The organism is Streptomyces sp. NPDC099050 (genome assembly GCF_044759865.1).
Classification (GTDB): Bacteria; Actinomycetota; Actinomycetes; order Streptomycetales; family Streptomycetaceae; genus Streptomyces.
In genome coordinates, this window is record NZ_JBIWAE010000012.1 from 93,362 (window position 1) to 110,798 (window position 17,437).

15 protein-coding genes and 1 pseudogene are annotated in these 17,437 nt (G+C 68.9%); 9 read left to right on the forward strand and 7 right to left on the reverse strand.

What is annotated here, in order from left to right; translation table 11 throughout:
• Window positions 1-134: 134 nt before the first annotated feature.
• From ACIQV3_RS21165 to ACIQV3_RS21180, 4 genes are all read left to right on the forward strand, one after another.
• The gene (locus tag ACIQV3_RS21165; protein WP_403713960.1) at window positions 135-1,346 is read left to right on the forward strand and encodes a helix-turn-helix domain-containing protein; all 1,212 of its coding nucleotides are present in this window, start codon (window positions 135-137) and stop codon (window positions 1,344-1,346) included.
• Between the two features lie 257 nt (window positions 1,347-1,603).
• The gene (gene nhaC, locus ACIQV3_RS21170) at window positions 1,604-3,127 is read left to right on the forward strand and encodes a Na+/H+ antiporter NhaC (RefSeq protein WP_403713961.1); all 1,524 of its coding nucleotides are present in this window, start codon (window positions 1,604-1,606) and stop codon (window positions 3,125-3,127) included.
• Between the two features lie 41 nt (window positions 3,128-3,168).
• Entirely contained in the window at window positions 3,169-4,626 is a 1,458-nt protein-coding gene (locus tag ACIQV3_RS21175) for a basic amino acid/polyamine antiporter (RefSeq protein ID WP_403713962.1), read from the forward strand.
• A gap of 84 nt (window positions 4,627-4,710) precedes the next feature.
• Window positions 4,711-5,970: an arginine deiminase gene (locus ACIQV3_RS21180; protein WP_403713963.1), complete on the forward strand. Its 1,260-nt coding sequence runs from the start codon at window positions 4,711-4,713 to the stop codon at window positions 5,968-5,970.
• A gap of 95 nt (window positions 5,971-6,065) precedes the next feature.
• Here ACIQV3_RS21180 and ACIQV3_RS21185 read toward each other — a convergent pair whose 3' ends face one another.
• From ACIQV3_RS21185 to ACIQV3_RS21210, 6 genes and pseudogenes are all read right to left on the reverse strand, one after another.
• On the reverse strand, window positions 6,066-6,512 hold the full coding sequence (locus ACIQV3_RS21185; protein WP_403713964.1) for a hypothetical protein: 447 nt from the start codon (window positions 6,510-6,512) through the stop codon (window positions 6,066-6,068).
• Window positions 6,513-6,636: 124 nt separating this feature from the next.
• A complete protein-coding gene (locus ACIQV3_RS21190) occupies window positions 6,637-6,780 on the reverse strand; it encodes a hypothetical protein (protein WP_403713965.1) in 144 nt (47 codons plus the stop codon).
• Window positions 6,781-7,044: 264 nt separating this feature from the next.
• Window positions 7,045-7,200 (reverse strand): DUF6131 family protein, encoded by a 156-nt coding sequence (locus ACIQV3_RS21195; protein WP_403713966.1) that lies wholly within the window; start codon window positions 7,198-7,200, stop codon window positions 7,045-7,047.
• Window positions 7,201-7,423: 223 nt separating this feature from the next.
• Entirely contained in the window at window positions 7,424-7,612 is a 189-nt protein-coding gene (locus ACIQV3_RS21200; RefSeq protein WP_403713968.1) for a DUF4236 domain-containing protein, read from the reverse strand.
• A gap of 365 nt (window positions 7,613-7,977) precedes the next feature.
• A pseudogene (locus ACIQV3_RS21205) lies at window positions 7,978-8,142 on the reverse strand (pirin family protein); the annotation flags it as partial.
• Window positions 8,143-8,337: 195 nt separating this feature from the next.
• Window positions 8,338-11,226, reverse strand: a complete 2,889-nt coding sequence (locus ACIQV3_RS21210) for an AfsR/SARP family transcriptional regulator (RefSeq protein WP_403713969.1) — start codon at window positions 11,224-11,226, stop codon at window positions 8,338-8,340.
• Between the two features lie 184 nt (window positions 11,227-11,410).
• Here ACIQV3_RS21210 and ACIQV3_RS21215 point away from each other — a divergent pair, with 184 nt between their 5' ends.
• Window positions 11,411-11,905, forward strand: a complete 495-nt coding sequence (locus ACIQV3_RS21215; RefSeq protein WP_403713970.1) for a ricin-type beta-trefoil lectin domain protein — start codon at window positions 11,411-11,413, stop codon at window positions 11,903-11,905.
• A 315-nt stretch (window positions 11,906-12,220) separates the two neighbouring features.
• Here the strand turns inward: ACIQV3_RS21215 and ACIQV3_RS21220 are convergent, their stop codons facing one another.
• Window positions 12,221-13,270 carry a sesquiterpene cyclase gene (locus ACIQV3_RS21220; protein ID WP_403713971.1) on the reverse strand — a complete coding sequence of 350 codons (1,050 nt, stop codon included), beginning with the start codon at window positions 13,268-13,270 and terminating at the stop codon, window positions 12,221-12,223.
• A 255-nt stretch (window positions 13,271-13,525) separates the two neighbouring features.
• Here ACIQV3_RS21220 and ACIQV3_RS21225 point away from each other — a divergent pair, with 255 nt between their 5' ends.
• The 4 genes from ACIQV3_RS21225 to ACIQV3_RS21240 all read left to right on the forward strand — a co-directional run bounded on the left by ACIQV3_RS21225 (window position 13,526) and on the right by ACIQV3_RS21240 (window position 17,432).
• Complete coding sequence (locus ACIQV3_RS21225) at window positions 13,526-14,023, forward strand: transposase (RefSeq protein ID WP_403714137.1); 498 nt, start codon at window positions 13,526-13,528, stop codon at window positions 14,021-14,023.
• 81 nt (window positions 14,024-14,104) lie between these two features.
• Entirely contained in the window at window positions 14,105-15,184 is a 1,080-nt protein-coding gene (locus ACIQV3_RS21230) for a polyprenyl synthetase family protein (protein WP_403713972.1), read from the forward strand.
• A 499-nt stretch (window positions 15,185-15,683) separates the two neighbouring features.
• Complete coding sequence (locus ACIQV3_RS21235; protein WP_403713973.1) at window positions 15,684-16,700, forward strand: hypothetical protein; 1,017 nt, start codon at window positions 15,684-15,686, stop codon at window positions 16,698-16,700.
• 69 nt (window positions 16,701-16,769) lie between these two features.
• The gene (locus ACIQV3_RS21240; RefSeq protein ID WP_403713975.1) at window positions 16,770-17,432 is read left to right on the forward strand and encodes an HAD family hydrolase; all 663 of its coding nucleotides are present in this window, start codon (window positions 16,770-16,772) and stop codon (window positions 17,430-17,432) included.
• The last annotated feature ends 5 nt before the right edge of the window (window positions 17,433-17,437 follow it).

Sequence of the window (17,437 nt, forward strand, 5' to 3'; positions counted from 1 at the left end):
AGCACAAGCAACTTGATTTAGCGTCAGCACCACAAACAGGTATGGACCTGACGGGCCGCGCCCGCGCCCTCCAGTCAGCCAGGGTGCTGCCACGCCGCTCCCCATCGGGCGCGCAGGAGAGCAAGGGATCGGTCATGCCCTCAATCGCACAGACGCCGGACATCGGCGAACCGCTCGATCCGCTCCCCAAGGAGTTCGCAGCCTTGATGAGGCCCGAGGTCCCGGGCCTCATCAAGGAGATCAGAGTAGAAGTCCAGCGCGCCTATCCGGTCTACACCAGGCTCCTCAACGGCCCCAACGCGGATGCCATCCGCCAGGGTGTGGAACAGGCGCTGGGCACCTTCGTGGACCGCGTCGCCGACCCCGGCGCGAGCTCGGTCCTGCGCGACGAACTCCTCCGCAAGTTCGGCCGGGTGGAGGCCTACGAGGGCCGCGACCTCGACACCCTCCAGGGGGCCTACCGGCTCGGCGCGCGCATCGCGCTGCGCCGGGCCAAGACCATCGGCCGCCGGTACAAGCTGTCCCCCTCGCTGATCCTCGCCTTCGCGGACGCGCTCTTCGCGTACGTCGACGAACTGGAGGCGCTCGCGCGCGAGGGGTACGCGGAGGTACGGGCGCGTGCGGCCTCCGAGGTGTCGGCGTTACGCAGGCAACTGCTCCACCTCATCCTCGCCGGCTCGCCCCTGCCGCAGGCGACCATCGCCGAGCTGTGCGAGCAGACGGCCTGGGAACTCCCCGCCCAGTGCACCCTGGTGGCCTTACGGGCCCCGGCGCCCGACGCCATACGGACCTGCCTGGACCGGGACGTCCTCGCCGATCTCGGCATCCCGCAGCCGCACCTGCTGATCCCCGGCCCCCTCACCCCCGAGCGTCTGGCGATGCTCGAATCCGCCCTGGCGGGCGCCTCGGCCGTCATCGGCCTGACCGTGCCACCGCCGCAGGCCGCCGACTCCATCCGGTGGGCCAGGAGGGTGCTCCAGCTCATCGACGACGGGATCGTGCCCAACCGACCGGTCGTGCACTGCGAGGACCACCTGACAACGTTGTGGCTCCTGTCCGACCCGGCGCTCGTCACCCACATCGCCGCCCGCGAACTGGCCCCGCTCAGCGGGCTCACCGGCTCCCGGCGCGGGCGCCTGGTCGAGACGCTGCGCGTCCACATCTCCACGCGCGCCCCCGCCGATCAGGTCGGCGAGGTACTCGGTGTCCACGCACAGACCGTCCGCTACCGCCTGCGCAACCTGGACGCCCGCCTGGGCGACCGCATCACGGACCCGGACCGCCGCTTCACCCTGGAGGCGGCCCTGCGCTCGCTGCATCTCCAGGGCAACGACTACGCGGAATGACCCGGCACCCCGGCCGCTTCGACCGCCTCACGGCCATCTACTGACCGGTCGACGAGGTGCAGCCGACCGTGCCCACGGGATGCGGCCCGGTCGGCGCGGGCGGCCGTCGTGCGGCGACACTCACCCAATTCCGAGATATCTACCGATTTAGGTTGATATTCTACTTCGTCGGAGGGGTTCGGCATCACGGCCAATGCCCACGCGTGAACGGGGCCGGGATGCGGAACGCGGACGAGGGCGAAGCGCCGGAGCCGCCAGTGCGCGAACCGTCCCTGCTCGACTCGATCGTGCCCCTGGTGGTGCTGGCCGCTCTGGTTGCCGGGTCGCTGGCCCTCTTCGGGCTCGACGCACTGGACGGGCCGATCCAGGTGGCCCTGGTGCTGTGTGCCATGGCCGCAGCACTGGTCGCGATGAAGAACGGCCATACGTGGAGTGCGGTGCAGCAGGCAGGCCAGCGCGCCCTTTCGTCGATCACCAGCGCGGTGTTCATCCTCCTGGCGGTGGGCGCCCTGATCGGGGTGTGGAACCTGTCCGGGACGATCCCGACCTTGGTGTACTACGGCATCCAGGTGCTCTCACCCAGTTGGTACTACGCGGCCACGGCCGTCATCTGCGGCGCCATCGCCCTGAGCATCGGGAGTTCCTGGACGACCGCGGGCACGATCGGTGTGGGATTGGTCGGAGTCGCGGACATGCTCGGCGTTTCCACGGCGATCACAGCCGGCGCGGTGATCTCGGGCGCATACCTGGGAGACAAGCTCTCCCCGTTGTCCGAGACGACGGTGCTGACCGCCCAGATGGTGAAGGTCGACGTCCACGAGCACATCAAACGCCAGGCGTGGACGTCACTTCCCGCGTTCGTCGTCGCCTTCGCGGTCTTCCTCGTGATCGGCCTGGTCAAGAGTGCCGACGTGGTCAATCCGGTCGGAGAGGAAATCGAGCTCGCCCGGCTCGGCGACATCTACCACATCACTCCCTTGAACCTTCTGCCTCTCGCCCTCCTGGCCTTCCTGTCGGTCAAGAAGGTGCCGGCCCCGCTCGCCCTCATCGCCTCCGCCCTCTTCGCGGGCGTGCTCGGCGCGTTCCTGCAGCCCTCCGTGATGCGGGACTTCGTCGCCGGCTCCGGAGGCCTCGTGTTGGAGTCGCTGAAGGGCATCTGGCTCGCCATGGCGAACGGATTCTCCATCCAGTCCGGCATCCCGCTGATCGACCAATTGCTCTCCCGTGGCGGCATGGACAGCATGCTCCTCACTCTCTGGCTGATCATCGGTGCGGTCACCTTCGGAGCCCTGCTGGAGGAGTTCGGGCTCATCGCCCGGCTCGTGAACCCTCTGATCCGCTCGGCGAAGAGCACCGGCCGACTGTTCCTCACCGTGTTCGCCTGCGCCTTCGGCCTGAACGTCGTCGCCGGTGACCAGTACATCGCGCTCGTTCTGCCGTCGCGGGTGTTCCGTCTGGAGTTCGAGAAGCGCGGGCTCGCACCGACGAACCTGTCCCGTCTCTGCGCCGACAGCGGCACGGTCACCTCGGCCCTCGTCCCGTGGAACTCATGCGGCGCGTTCATGGGAGCGGTGCTCGGCGTCTCCACCCTGGCCTACGCCCCGTTCGCGGTCTTCAACTACGCCAGCCCCGCCCTGAGCGTCCTCTACGGCATCACCGGGTTCAAGATCGAGAAAATCGCACCGCCGGAGGCCGGGCCGGTGACCGGATCCGAGGGCGGGTCCGGATCCGGGGCCGGATCCGGGGCCGGGTCCGGACCCGGGGCCTCCATCGGCCAGTAGCCGGCCGCTCCCACCACCGAGAGTCGTAGACGAAGGAAGCCATGAGCAACGCCGAGACCAAGGACGCGGCGACCACCGCGGGCCGGCCGGCCGTCAAGTTGACGCTGCTGACACTGACCGCGATGGTGGTCGGCTCGATGGTCGGCGCCGGTGTGTTCTCCCTACCGCGCCGCTTCGCCCAGGAGACGGGGGTCGCGGGCGCCCTGATCGCCTGGGCCATCGCCGGTACGGGCATGCTGATGCTCGCGTTCGTCTTCCAGACCCTCGCGGTGCGCAGGCCCGACCTCGACGCGGGCGTGTACGCCTACGCCAAGGCCGGATTCGGAGAGTACTTCGGGTTCTTCTCCGCCTTCGGCTACTGGGCGAGCGCGTGCGTCGGCAACGTCACCTACTGGGTGCTCATCATGTCGACGATCGGCGCGATCTGGCCCGCGCTCGGCGATGGGGACACCCTCCTCGCCGTCATCCTCTCCTCGGTCGGCCTGTGGGCGTTCTTCCTGCTGATCCGCCGCGGAGTGAAGGAGGCGGCCGCGATCAACAAGATCGTGACCGTGGCGAAGGTCGTACCCATCCTCGTCTTCGTCGTCCTCGCGCTGTTCTGCCTCGACGCGGACGTCTTCGCAGCCAACTGGGGCGGCGCCGACTACGCCGGCTCACTGTTCAACCAGGTCCGCGGGACGATGCTGGCCACCGTCTTCGTCTTCCTCGGCGTCGAGGGGGCGAGCGTCTACTCCCGGCACGCCAAGCGTCGCGAGGACGTCGGGCGCGCCACCGTCCTGGGATTCCTCAGCGTCTTCGCCGTCTTCGCCTCGGTCACCATCGTGTCCTACGGAATCATGCCGATGGCCGAGATCGCCGAGCTGCGCCAGCCGTCCATGGCCGGTGTCCTTGAGCACGCGGTCGGCACCTGGGGCAAGGTCTTCGTCAGCGTCGGCCTGATCGTCTCCGTCCTCGGTGCCTATCTGGCCTGGACGCTCATGGCCGCGGAAGTGCTCTTCGTCGCCGCGAAGGACAAGGACATGCCCCGGTTCCTGGGGCGGGCCACCTCCGAGGACGTGCCGGTACCCGCGCTGCTGATGACCACGTCCCTGAGCCAGGTCGTCCTGATCGTCACGATGTTCTCCGAGGACGCGTTCAACTTCGCGCTCGACCTGACCAGCGCCCTGAGCCTGATCCCCTTCCTGCTCGCCGCCGCCTTCGCCGTGAAGGTCACCTTCGGGCTGGACCGCGAGGAGACCGTCGGGCGGAACACGCGCGGGGAGCTGGTGATCGCGGTGATCGCCACGCTGTACACGGCGTTCCTGCTGTTCGCCGCCGGACTCAAGTTGGTCCTGGTCTCCTTCATCCTCTACGCCCCGGCCACGTTCCTGTTCGTCAAGGCGCGGCGGGAGCAGAACCGGCGCCTGTTCTCCCCCGGAGAAGCCGTCATCTGTGCCGTCTCCGTCGCCGGCGCTCTCGTGGGGGTGCTCGCTCTGGCCATGGGCTGGATCGAGCTGTGATCCGTACCTGACCACCGGTCCCCGAGCGGGACGCCCAAGACCCGATCACCGATCTCCGATCCATCCGACGAAAGGCGCGATGCGTTGAGCACCGACAGCACCCCCCGGCCCGCCTTCGGCGTCCACTCCGAGGTCGGCAGGCTCCGTAAGGTCCTGGTCTGCGCACCCGGGCTCGCGCACCGCCGCCTGACCCCCACCAACGCGGACGACCTCCTCTTCGACGACGTCATGTGGGTGGAGAACGCCCAGCGCGATCACGCGGACTTCGTCAACAAGCTCACCCAGCGCGGAGTCGAGGTCGTCGAACTGCACGATCTGCTCGCCGAGACCATGGCCATGGCCGAGGCCAGGGCCTGGCTCCTCGACCGGAAGATCACCACCAACGAGGTCGGCCTCGGCCTCCTCGACGACACCAGGGCCTTCCTCGAGACCCTCGCCCCGCGTGAGCTGGCCGACTTCCTGATCGGCGGCCTGTCCACCGCCGACCTGCCGGACGACTTCCGGTCCGGCTACGTCGCGCTCGCCCGCGAGGCGACCGGTGCGCGGGAGTACCTGATGCCGCCCCTCCCCAACACCCTCTACACCCGTGACACCACCTGCTGGCTCTACGGCGGCGTCACGCTGAACCCGCTGTACTGGCCTGCCCGGCACGATGAAACGCTCCTGATGAAGGCGATCTACACCTTCCACCCCGACTTCAAGGCCTCCACAGTATGGTGGGGCGATCCCGAACAGAACTGGGGACAGGCCACGTTCGAGGGCGGCGACATCATGCCGGTCGGCAACGGCGTCGTCCTGATGGGAATGAGCGAACGCACTTCCCGCCAGGCCATCACTCAAGTCGCCGCGTCCCTGTTCAAGAACGGCGCGGCCCAGCACGTCATCGTCGCGGGCATGCCCAAACTGCGCGCCGCCATGCACCTCGACACCGTCTTCACGTTCGCCGACCGCGACATCGTCACCCTCTACCCCAAGATCATGGACGCGGTGCACACCTTCTCCCTGCGCCCGAGCGACAAGCCTGTGGGCGTCGAGATCACGGACGAGGGATCGAGCCCGTTCGTCGACGTCGTGGCCAAGGGCCTCGGATTGCCCCGCCTGACGGTCATCGAGACCGGCGGGGACGCGTACGCCTCCGAGCGCCAGCAGTGGGACAGCGGCAACAACGCGGTCGCCCTGGAGCCCGGCGTGGTCTTCACGTACGACCGCAACACGCAGACGAACACGCTGCTACGCAAGGCCGGTGTCGAGGTCATCACCATCGTCGGCGCCGAACTCGGGCGCGGGCGCGGTGGCGGACACTGCATGACCTGCCCGCTCATCCGCGACGCCGTCTCCTTCTGACGGTCCGGAACCGTCACGGCGCAGCCCGTCGGATCCGCCCGACCGCAGGTCCCCACCGAGCACGGTGCGGGTCTGCGGGTCTGCGGGTCTGCAGGTCAGGCGACCGGGCCCGTATCCGCCTCTCGGCGCATACCCGTACACAGTGCCCAGATGATGAAGAAGTTGACGGCAATGAGCACCAGGGCCCACAGCGGGTAGTACGGCAGCCACAGGAAGTTGGCGATCGCGCCCAGCCCCGCGATGGCAACACCGAAGAAGCGCGCCCAGAGGGCTCCGCTGAGGACGGCGCAGCCGGCGGCGAAGAGGACGATGCCCAGGATGAGGTGGATCCAGCCCCAGCCCGCCAGGCTGAACTCGAACACGTAGTGCCGCGTCGCGAGGAACAGGTCGTCCTTGCTGACGGCCGCGATCCCTTCGAATAGCGCCATCGCTCCACCGAAGATCATCAAGGCTGCTGCCAGGATCGTGGTGCCGGATGTGGGCGCATGCCAGGGGCTCGGGTGTGCGTTGCCCGCTCGGGGTCTGCTGGCGTCACTGACCATGCCGGTCTCCCATGGGTTGCGGAGCCGGCTTGCGGGGCCGGGACCGGCTGGATCCCCCGTTTCAGCGTGTCACGGCAGCCCTCCATCGGCATTCCGGCCCCCGACGTCCCCGCGCACTCCCGCATCACCGGGCGCCCTCTGTCCGGCCCTGTTCCGCGACCCTTGCGAGCCGGGCGAGCATCCCCCGGTGGCGGAGCTGGAGCAGGACTTCGACGGCCGGGTTGTGCAGACTCCCGCCCAACCCGCGCAGGGGATGCTCGTCGCACACGACCAGGGTCTCCTCACCCCAGGGCCGGAGCTGCAGAAAGATCCGCGCCGGTCGGGGTCCCCTCGGCCGTCCAAGGGCCCAGCCGCACGGTGTACCGGAGCCGGGATCCGACGCCGGGCCAAACGTGATCAAGCGGCGTGGACTCTGACGGTCCCACCACCCATTCCCCGTAGCGCTTCGGATCGGCGAGCACCTCCCAGACAACGTGCGGGGGGGCAGTGGATCAGATGACTGCGGACGGCCATGGAAGGGGCCCTCCGTCCGTCACCAGTAGTGATTCCGGCCCCCGACGGCGTGGCCCGCCGCTCCGAGGATCCAGAGAACAGCTCCGACGACCAACAGAACGATCCCGATGGTCCACAGGATCGAAATTCCGGTCACGAACCCGATGATGAGAAGAATGACGCCGAGGACGAGCATGGTGCCTCCACTTCGCCTGAGACTTCACATCCAGAGTAGGCACCAACCGCGTCCGGCGGCCTGTCCAGGCACGGATCGACGGAGCGACGCCGGCTGATCCGCTCCGAGATCACCGGGGTCGCATCCGCGGCCGCAGTTTCAAGAGCAACGCGGCCCGCACCGTATCGCGGGCCGCCCCCGGCCTACGCGGCCGGGGGCGTGGAGTCGGCGGGCCGCTGGCGGATCAGCCGCGGCGGGTCTTGCGCCAGCCGAAAGGGCCGGGCAGGTTCATCGAGGTGGTGCGGCGTCCGGTACTGCTGCGGGTGCGGCGGGGGCCGTGCTTGCCGCCGGTGGTGATCGACCACGACTTGCGGTTGATGTTGAGGCGGACACCGGGCAGGATCCTGAAGCTCTTCCGGAATGTCAGCGGCATGTCGTCTCACTTCCTCGGCGAACGTACGGAAGGCGGGCAAACCCTGCCTGCCTACAAGCTGGTTGACGTACCGTCGTATGTCCGGTGCTGCCCGTTCCATGCGCCCGGTGTCCCATCAGGCCGCACCAGCAGCGCCGGGTCCGCCACGACACGGCCGGAATCCCGACGGCACGTCAGTCGCATAGGCCGAAGGCGGACAAGGACCCGGCGTACGACTGGCCTGAGTCAGCAAAGGGTCGGCACGGAACGCGACCCCAAGATCAAGAAGCCTGCCTGGAGACCGCAAGGGCGTCCGCCAGGCCAGGGGAACCGGAACGAAGCGACGACCTCTCCGCCCGGCCCACCCCTGACAACATCAGCGCAGGTCAGCGCACTCTTCCCCTAGGCTTCAGGCGAGTCGGGGGCAGTTCCGGAGCCGGAATCGGAGCGCCGTCGTAGCCCTTGACCTCGCCGTAGCGGGTGCCCTTCGTCCAGTCCTCGCGGAAGCCCTCGATGTCCTCCTGGGACCGTCCGATCCAGTTCCAGAACAAAGCGCGGCGCAGCAACGTTTTCGCAGGTCAAGTGGGCATCGGATCGCTGACGGTCAGCAAACCGTCAGCATCGGTATCCGAGGAGTCCGGGCGCATGGCAGCCACGACACTGGCCCGCGGGATGGGCAGCTTCTTCAAGGACTGCGAGCACACGCCCTCCCGCTGGGCGAAGTGCCCGCACTTCTACAAGGTCCGCTACCGGGGCCCCGGCGGCAACCAGGTCGAGGAGTCGGCGGGCCCGGGATCTGCCGTATGGATGCGTCGGATGTGCTGCCGCATCGCGTCGGCCTCGGCGTCCAGGCCTCGATCGGTGTAGATGGCGGCGGCCTCTCGCCGACAGGCGAGGGCCTCGTCCGTACGCCCGAGGGCGTCCAATGACGTGGCGAGGACCGCCAGGGGCCAGGCCAGTGTCTCGTCGTGGCTGCCGATGGACCTGCGACCGAGGTCGACGGCGCGCCGGCACAGGACGACAGCCCTGTCATGGTCGCCGATGCCCTGCATGCCCCTGGCGATGGCCGAGAGCGCGCATGCCTCACCGTCCCTGTCGCCGAGCCGACGGCGCAGTCGAGCGCTTCGGATGCCGTGCTCGATGGTGAGGCGGGGGTTGCCGAGGTCAGCGTGGAGTACGGCGATGTTGCCTTCCGCCACCGCTTCCCATCGCCCGGTGTCGAAGCCCCGGCTGAGCACGAGCGCCTCGTCGAAGTGGCGCAGCGCCTCGACGAGGCGGGTCTGTCGGCGCAGCAGCTGGCCGAGTTCGGTGCGGGCGGCGATCTGGATGTGGTTGTTGCCGACGTCCTTGGCAAGGGCGCAGGCGCGGATGAGATCCCGCTCCGCGTCCGGATGCTGGAGGTGTGCCATCGCCTCCCCACGAGCGAGCAGGACGTTGGCTTCGTGATCGATCCGGCCGGAGCGCCGCGCCGCGTGCAGGGCCGCGGTGGCGGTGTCGACGCGCTCCTGCCAGCCGCCCATGAGCACCAGGAAGCCGAGAGCGTCGACGAGGTGCAGCGCGTACCGGTCCATGGCGGTGTCGACAGCGTGGTGCAGGGCGGCGACGAGGTTGGCCCGTTCCGCGGTGAACCACGCCCAGGCGTCGTCACGGCCGGCCAGGAGGTGTGGATGGGCTGACTCGGTGGGGTTCGTCACCACACGGGTGCAGGCGGGGTAGAGCAGGCGGTCGGCGGTGTGCGCGGTGTGGGCGTACCACGTGAGCATCGCGTCGAGAGCGTGTCCCCGTTCGGCCTCGGAGTCGTGCGCACCGGCCAGTTCGCCGGCGTAGGCGCGCAGTAGATCGTGAAAGCGGTATCGGTCGTGCGCGACCGGTTCGATGAGGTGCGCGTCTGCCAGCGCCCGCAGCAGTTGCCGTGTCGTGTGTGGGGGCAGGCGCGCGAGGGCCGCGGCTGCGGGTGTGGAGATGTCCGGGCCGGGGTGCAGGCCGAGGCGCCGGAACAGGCTCGCCTGAGCTGCCGGCAGCTGTGCGTAGGACCACTGGAGTACGTTGCGGACCGCGGCGTAGGGATCCTGGCCCCAGCTCAGTGCGTCGAGTTTGGAGTCCTCGTCGGCGAGCTCGTCGGCGATGTCGGCGACGGCGACATGTTCGTACGCGGCGGCACGCCCGGCGGCGATCCGCAGCGCGAGCGGCAATCGCGCACACAGCCGGATGAGGCTCTCCACCGCGGCCGGCTCCGCCTGGGCGCGAGCGGGGCCGATGATGCCCACGACCAGGGACGAGGCCTCGTCCGGAGACAGCACGTCGAGGGTGATCCGGTGCGCGGCTTCGGTGACCACCAGCCCGGTCAGGCTGTCGCGGCTGGTCACCAGCACCATGCACCCGGGCGCTCCCGGCAGCAGCGGCCGGACCTGCTCCGCACTGTTGGCGTTGTCCAGCACGATCAGCATGCGTCGCCCCGTCGCCAGCGTGCGAAACAGTCCCGAGCGGGCGCCGGTCCCGGCCGGCACCGCCGCCGGATGTACGCCGAGAGCGACCAGGAAATCGTCGAGGACCTCGTCCGGGGTCGCGGGCCTGCCGGGCCCGTAACCATGCAAGTTGGTGTGCAGTGTGCCGTCCGGGAAGCGGCCCTGGACGCGGTGGGCCCAGTGCACCGCGAGGGTCGTCTTGCCCACGCCGCCTGAACCGTCGAGGGCGGAGATCACCACTGCCTGACCGCCTGCGGGCGGTAACAGCGCGTCGAGCGCCGCCAGGTGGTCGGCACGGCCGGTGAAGTCGCGGATCGCCTGTGGCAGCTGACGGGGCACCGGTGGCGTGGCGGGCTGAGGCGGCCTCGGGGCGGGCAGGGCTCCGGTCGCCCCGCCGGGATCGTCCCGCCGCACCCGGTCGACCCGGCGGGCTCCGGATTCACCGCGCAGGATCCGCTCGTGCAGCCGCTGGGTGCTGGGGCCCGGGCTGACCCCCAGCTCCTCGGCGAGGCGGGTTCTGAGGCGGTGGAAGACACCCAGCGCGTCCGCGCGTCGGCCACCGTGGTCGAGCGCCGCCATCAGCTGGGCGTGCAGGCCCTCGTGCAGTGGGTGGTCGTGCACGAGATCCGCCAGATCGTCGACGACCTCGTGGTGCTCGCCGAGTTCCAGCCGCCATCTGGCGCACTGCTCCAGCGCGCTGAGCCGCTGCTCGTCCAGCCGCGCGGCGGATCTGGCCAGGGCCGCCGTGCCCAGCCCATCGAGTGCGGGGCCACGCCACAGGCCCAGCGCCGGCCGGATCAGCTGGACCGCCCGCTCGAGTCTCCCCTCGGCGGCGTGGCTGCGGCTCTCGGCCACCCCGGCGGCGAAGCGGAGCGAGTCGAGCCGGGCGGTGTCGACGCGGAGCCGGTAGCCGGGCTCCTCGGTGAGGATGAGCCGCCGGTCGCTGTCACCCAGGCATTCCCGCAGCGCCGAGACGGAGTTCCGCAGCTGTTTGGTGGCGGTGGGGGGTGGCTCGTCGTCCCAGGTCATCTCGATGAGCTTGGAGAGCGACACCACCATGTTGGGCGCCAGCAGCAGTGCTGCCAGCAGTCGCTGGCGACGCGCCCCGGGCACCGGCACCCGCTCACAGCCTGTCCGGACGTCCAGCGCACCGAGAATGCGAAAGTCCATCCTCTCGGCCTCTCCCCCTTGCCACCAGTAAGAAGATCAAAGCACAGGGTTCGCGGCAACGCCCACCCACCGGCCGGTGGTGACGTGATGGGGACGGCGTGAGGACGGCGTGCGACAGGTTGTGGACGTCTCGAGGCAACCCGGGAGCAGAACCACCTATACGCCGAACTCAAGGGGAAAAGACATGGAAAACAAAAAGAACTTCGCGCGTCTCGCCGGCGCCGGGGCGGCGCTGGCCATGGGATCGACGCTGCTGGCCGGCGCCCCGGCTTCGGCGCAGGCAGCGGCGCTGGTACCGATCTACCAGGTGAAGAACGCAAACAGCACCAACTCCTGCCTGCAGGTGGCGAACATCGCGTCAAACAAGGGAAACGTGATCCTCGGCAACTGCGACCGCAGGGCGAGCCAGGTGTGGACCGTCATCAACGGCGTCTTCCGAAACCCCCAATACAAGCACTGCCTCGACGGAAACGGCGCAGACGTCTACACGGGATTGTGCAACGACGGCGACTATCAGAAGTGGAACACCACCTCCGGCAGCCCGAAGTCCATCGTGCATGTCAAGAGCCAAGAGTGGCTGCACGCGGATGGAACAGTCGGAACCGACGTCGTCTTCCGGGACACCAAGGAGACGGCGTCCCGCTGGGTGATCACCCAGGTGGGATCGATCAACCCGTGAGTGCGGGGGGCCGGCCTCACTGACGGCTCGCACTTTCGGCTCGCGCTCTTGGCAAGCGGTACGCGGACATCGCGGTCCCGCCGCCTCGGCACTTGGGCGCCTGCGCGGTGACGTCAGGGTTGGGCAGTCTCGGGGGCGGACCGGCCGGTCCGTCCCCCGAGACGTCGAGGCGGGCACCGCGTAGCTCGGCGACTGTGAGTGCGTCGTGCAGCGCCTCGTACAGTCGCGCCACCAGAAAGCCGGGTCTGCGAAGGTGAGCCCACCGGGGGTGAGCGGACGCCGATCGAGCCGTCGCCGGCCTGGTCCACTTGGTGGCTACCCGCCCTGATAGCCCGCCAGGAGATCGTCAGGATAGCTGCGGAGATCCGCTTGCTCGGGATCCAGGAGGTCATCCAGGGCGTAGCGTTGCTGCTCGACCGTGACATGCCACGAATGCTGGCCGCGCACGGAGGCGGCGATCTGGTCCAGGTGCTCCATCACGGCAGTATGGGCGTCGTCGGGCAGACCACGTCTGGCCAGATCATCCTCGAATGTGGCACGCTCCCGCAGGAACACCGCCAACTGCTCGTCGGCCATCGCACCTGCTACATCAAACGCCTCCTGGTAGGAGAGGCTGTCGCGGCCGCGCAGCAGACCGACCGCATTGTGCTGGTAGCCGGTGAACTCATCGCGCACTGACCCGAAGATGTCGTTGACCAGCGCGATCTGCAACGCTGCGGCGCGGCGGACGCGGTACAACGCCTCACTGTTGCGGATATCGTCAGGAAGAAGCCGCACGAGGTCCGCCTCGCCCGGATCCCACATCCAGAGCATCCCCACCGAGTACACCCGCCGGTCGATGTGCTGACGCAGGATCGGTGTGTGGCCGAGCTCGTCCAGGCGCGCCTCCTGGACGTAGGTGTCGAAGAACTGTTCGATGTTGTAGAGGAACATCGCACGCCACGGGGCGGGGCCGAGCATGGACGTCCTGCCCCACAGGTCCCTCAGCGGCTCCGTCAAGGGTGAGACGGTAACGGGCTCCTCGCCGTGCAGGATCGCGCGGAAATCGCGGATAGCCTCCGCTCGGGCCTGAAACCGCTGGAAACGGTCGTCCTCGTCCAACTGGTCGTCGACCCGGAATGCCCAGCCAAGCCAGTGGGCGCCTAGGGTCAGAAGGTCCAGGTCCGCTCGGATCCAGGTGATCGCCGCCGATAGATCCGGTTGGCTCCGCCGGGTGCGTTCCCTCGCCCGTCCGGCCGGGACCAGACCGTAGCTGTCAAGCCACTCCCACATGTTGCGGCTCGCCTGTTCCTGTAGCGGATTGCACACGTAGGGGATGGGGATGTGTAGGCGAGGGATGCGTGTCTCACCTTCAGGCGTCTTCATCGCAGGCTGCTCCTCGGTGAAGGTTGCGGACCAGGAGTTCCGCACCGACCGCCGGGATAGCACGCCATGGTGTACTGCGGGCGGGTACAGAGGTGGATGGCATCCCGCTGTGTGGTCTAGGAGATCCCCGCGGTTGAGTGCGCGGGTCCTGCTCCCTTGGGTGCACCGTCTGCCGGTGGCTGCCCCCTGCTCAACTGGCAGGCTACCGTGCAACTGTCCGGAGTGAACGGGCAGTTCGACCCCAGGGGGTGCACGGTGGTCTTGTCCCAGCATGACCTACTTCGCCTGCTCGAGTCACTGCGTTCGGCCGTTGGTCTTGAACTCGTCCGCGAGGTCGCCGAGCGGCTGCTGCAGAAACCGATCCAGGCTGAGGCCACCACGAAGATCGGCGCCGAGTGGGGCGAACACACCGACACCCGCACCACCTGGTGCAACGGGCACCGGGGGAAGACGGTGACCACGCAGGCAGGCGACCCGGAACTGGCCATCCCGAAACTGCGGGCCGGGAGCTTCTCTCTCACTCCTGGAACGGCGGCGGCGCATCGACCAGGTGGCTTTGACGGTGACTTGTGGGCTCCACCCGGAAGGACTTCTGGACTCCACCTTTGTCGGTCTAAGTCAGACCTGATGGTCTTCTCGGTCGGCCAGCCCCAGCGTCCCCACTTGCGTGCCGCGTCGGCGATGATCCCGAAGGGTCGCCCACGGCTTGGCTTCGGCACTGGTTGCCTCGGTGCGTCACCGCTGGCACGGTGAGCCGCGTCTTGCCAGGGTATGAACCCTGTTGGTCGTCCTTCGACGTGCCCACCACTCGTGCCCCGGCCCAAGGGGGATCCGTTGTCCGAGACCGCTGACCCGCCCAGGGCTGGCGCGCTCGACCTGGCCGGTATTCGCCGTGCCGTCGATGCGCGCCTGGCCGGCTTCCTTGACGCCAAGGCCCGGCTCGCCGCTGAGGAAGGCTTCCCGGCCGAGTTCACCGGCGTTCTGCGGGATCTGGTCCTGGCCGGAGGCAAGCGCATCCGCCCGGAGCTCTGCGTCGTCGGCTGGTATGCGGCCGCTGGTGGCCGCGACACGGAACCGGTCCTGGCGGTGGCCGCGTCGCTGGAGATGTTCCACGCCTTCGCCCTGGTCCACGACGACGTCATGGACCGCAGCACCACCCGCCGGGGGCAGCCCAGTGCACACGAAGCTCTCGCCGCCCGCCACCCCAGCCACCCCGACGCCGCCCGGCTGGGCGCCAGCGCGGCCATTCTGCTCGGGGACCTCGCCCTGGTGTGGTCGGACGAGATGCTCCACACGGCCGGACTGAGTCAAGACCGCTTCGGTGCTGCGGCGGCGGTGGTGCACACGATGCGCACGGAGCTGATGTACGGCCAGTACCTCGACCTGTTCGCCACCGGCCAGCCGGGTACGGACATTGACGCGGCCCTGCGGATCGCCCGGCTCAAGAGCGCGAAGTACACGGTGGAGCGGCCGCTGCACCTGGGTGCGGCTCTCGCCGGCGCCGATGCCGAGTTGTTCTCGGCGCTGAGTGCCTTCGCGCTACCGCTGGGGGAGGCCTTCCAGTTGCGAGACGACCTGTTGGGTGTCTTCGGCGACCCGGCGGTGACCGGGAAGCCCGCGGACGACCTGCGCGAAGGCAAGCACACCGCACTGGTGGCCCTCGCCCTGCACCGGGCCACCGGCTCCGACCGCGAACTGCTGGAGAACCTGTTGCGCGGCGCGGAACCCGGCCCCGGCTTCGTGGCACGGATCCGCGACCTGCTGGAGAGCACAGGTGCCCGCGACGGGATCGAGCAACTGATCGCGGCCCGCCACCGCCAGGCGCAGCTGGCCCTGACCGCAGCCGGCCTGCCCGAGACCGCTAGCACCGCTCTGCGGGCCATCGCCTCCACCCTTACCGAGAGAACCTCTTGACCGAAACCAGCCGCCTGCCCCCAGATGCCCCGGGAGTCCGGCCCCTCCTTGGCCAGGGCCCGTGCTTGGCGCGCTCCGCGCTGGCGCCCCTGCCCCGCGTGCTGATCCACGGACCCGCGGACGATATACGCATCGGACCACGACGACCTCCCCCGCCTGCCACATCTCCGAGCCCGTCACCACGGCTCGGCGTCAGGGCTTCTTCGGCCTGGGTGCCGCACGCCACGAATGCATCGGAGACGCCATCGGTACGACCGAGGCCCGCCATCGCGGTGGTCACCGCCCTGAGCCACAGCCAGTCGCACCACGACCCGCGAGCCTCGCCAACTGCCCCACCCTGCGCAGGGCACGGCTCGCACCCCCACCCCCGTCCGACCTGAACCCCGCTGAACCCGCACCGCAACCCGGCCCCGGCCATCAACCCGGCAGGCCCGGGTGCACCCGCTGGGAGCGAACAGCCCTGGCAGGGACCTCAGGCGTTAAGAACCTTGGAGGCAATGTGACCGCGTTCGCGATCCCCGACCTGTACTGCCCCTTCCCCTTCACCCCGCCCGACCCCGGCCACCTGGAGTTGGCGCGCACGGAACTGGCCACCTGGCTGGACCGCTTCCCCATCGGCGAACGGTACCTACGGGCCGGCGGCGTGGAATTCGCCGCCTACACCACCCCCGGCCCGGCAGACCCCGCACCGCTCTCACTCACCGCCCAGTTCCACACCTGGCTGTTCGCCACCGACGACACCTACTGCGACGAAGCCCGCCAGGACGCCCCTGCCGCCTACCTGACACTGCTGCCCCAGCTCCTCACGGTCCTCGACCCGCCTTTCCTGCCGGTGACGTCCACTCACCACTTCGTAGCGGCACTCGCGGACCTGCGCGACCGCCTTCTGCGCTCGGCCGCCCCGCACCAAGTACTGCGGTTCGCTGACGGAATGCGCGAGGCCTTACTGTCCCTGGCCTGGGAGCTCCCCGTCCGTGCGGGAGCCGCACCCCTGGGCATCGACGCCTACCGCAGCTTGCGCCGCCGCAACGGAGCGGTCGGCCCCTGCATCGAGCTGAGCGCGCTGATCAGCGGCATCGCCCCTTCCACTGACGAACTCGGCGACCCGCGGGTCCAGGAACTGACCACCCTGGCCATCGACCACATCGGCATCGCCAACGACCTCTGGTCCTACACCAAAGAAACCCGGGAACCGGGACCGGTACCCACCCTGCTCCCGCATGTACTGATGGCCGAGCGGCGCATCAGCCTGCCTGAGGCTGTGACCGAGACCGCCCGGCTGTGCGACAACCTGATCGCCGCCTTCGAGACCGGCGCCAGCCGGCTCGAACCAACCGCCCCACCCCAGATCGTGCGCCACCTCGACGTCCTGAGAACATGGATCCGCGGAAACCTCGAATGGTCCGCCCACTGCCGCCGCTACCACCACGACAGTGGCGCGGCGGCCGCGCGCACTGGCGCCAGCAGGTGGCGACCCGCCCGGTCAGCGCGGTATAGGAGGCTTGGTCCGGGTTAGGGCGCGTATCGGAAGTAAGTGGGGTACCCCCGGATCTGGCGTCTTGCGTGGCGGTGACATCCTTGGCCGGTGTTCTCATCCGATCATGCGGGCGCCGTGTTCTTCGATGTCGATGGCACCCTCGTCCCAGGCACGAGTTCGTCGGTCTTTCTGGCTGGCTTCCTTGGCCATCGGGACGAGTTGGCCAAGGCCGAGGATGCCTACGCCTCCGGCGACCTAGACAATCGACAGGTTTCGGAGCTGGATGCCAAGGGCTGGGCAGGTGTATCCGAAGAGCAAGTCTCTGGCTGGCTCGATGGACTTCCCTTGGTCTCGGGCATCACGGAGACCGTGGGCTGGTGCCGGCGGAACGGGTTGGTGCCCGTGCTGGCCACTCTGGCCTGGTCGCCGGTTGGCAGTTACCTGACCGACCGCTTCGGCTTCCACGCGTTCAGCGGACCTCGGCTGGAGACCATCGACAATCGGTTCACCGGCCGCGTCGCCCGCCACTTCGACGAGTACGACAAACGAGACTTCGCCCTCGAACAGGCCCGAGAGCTCGGGTTGCCTCCCCGCTTGTGCGGGGCCGTCGGAGACAGCCGCTCCGACCTGCCCTTGTTCGCCTCCGTCGCACTGAGTGTGGCGTTCAACGCCTCGGCAGGAGCACGGGCGGCGGCGACCGTCACGGTGGACGGCGGCGACCTCCGAGGCGTGCTTCCCGTCCTGAGCCGCTTGGTCACAGCCACTCGTTGATGGCC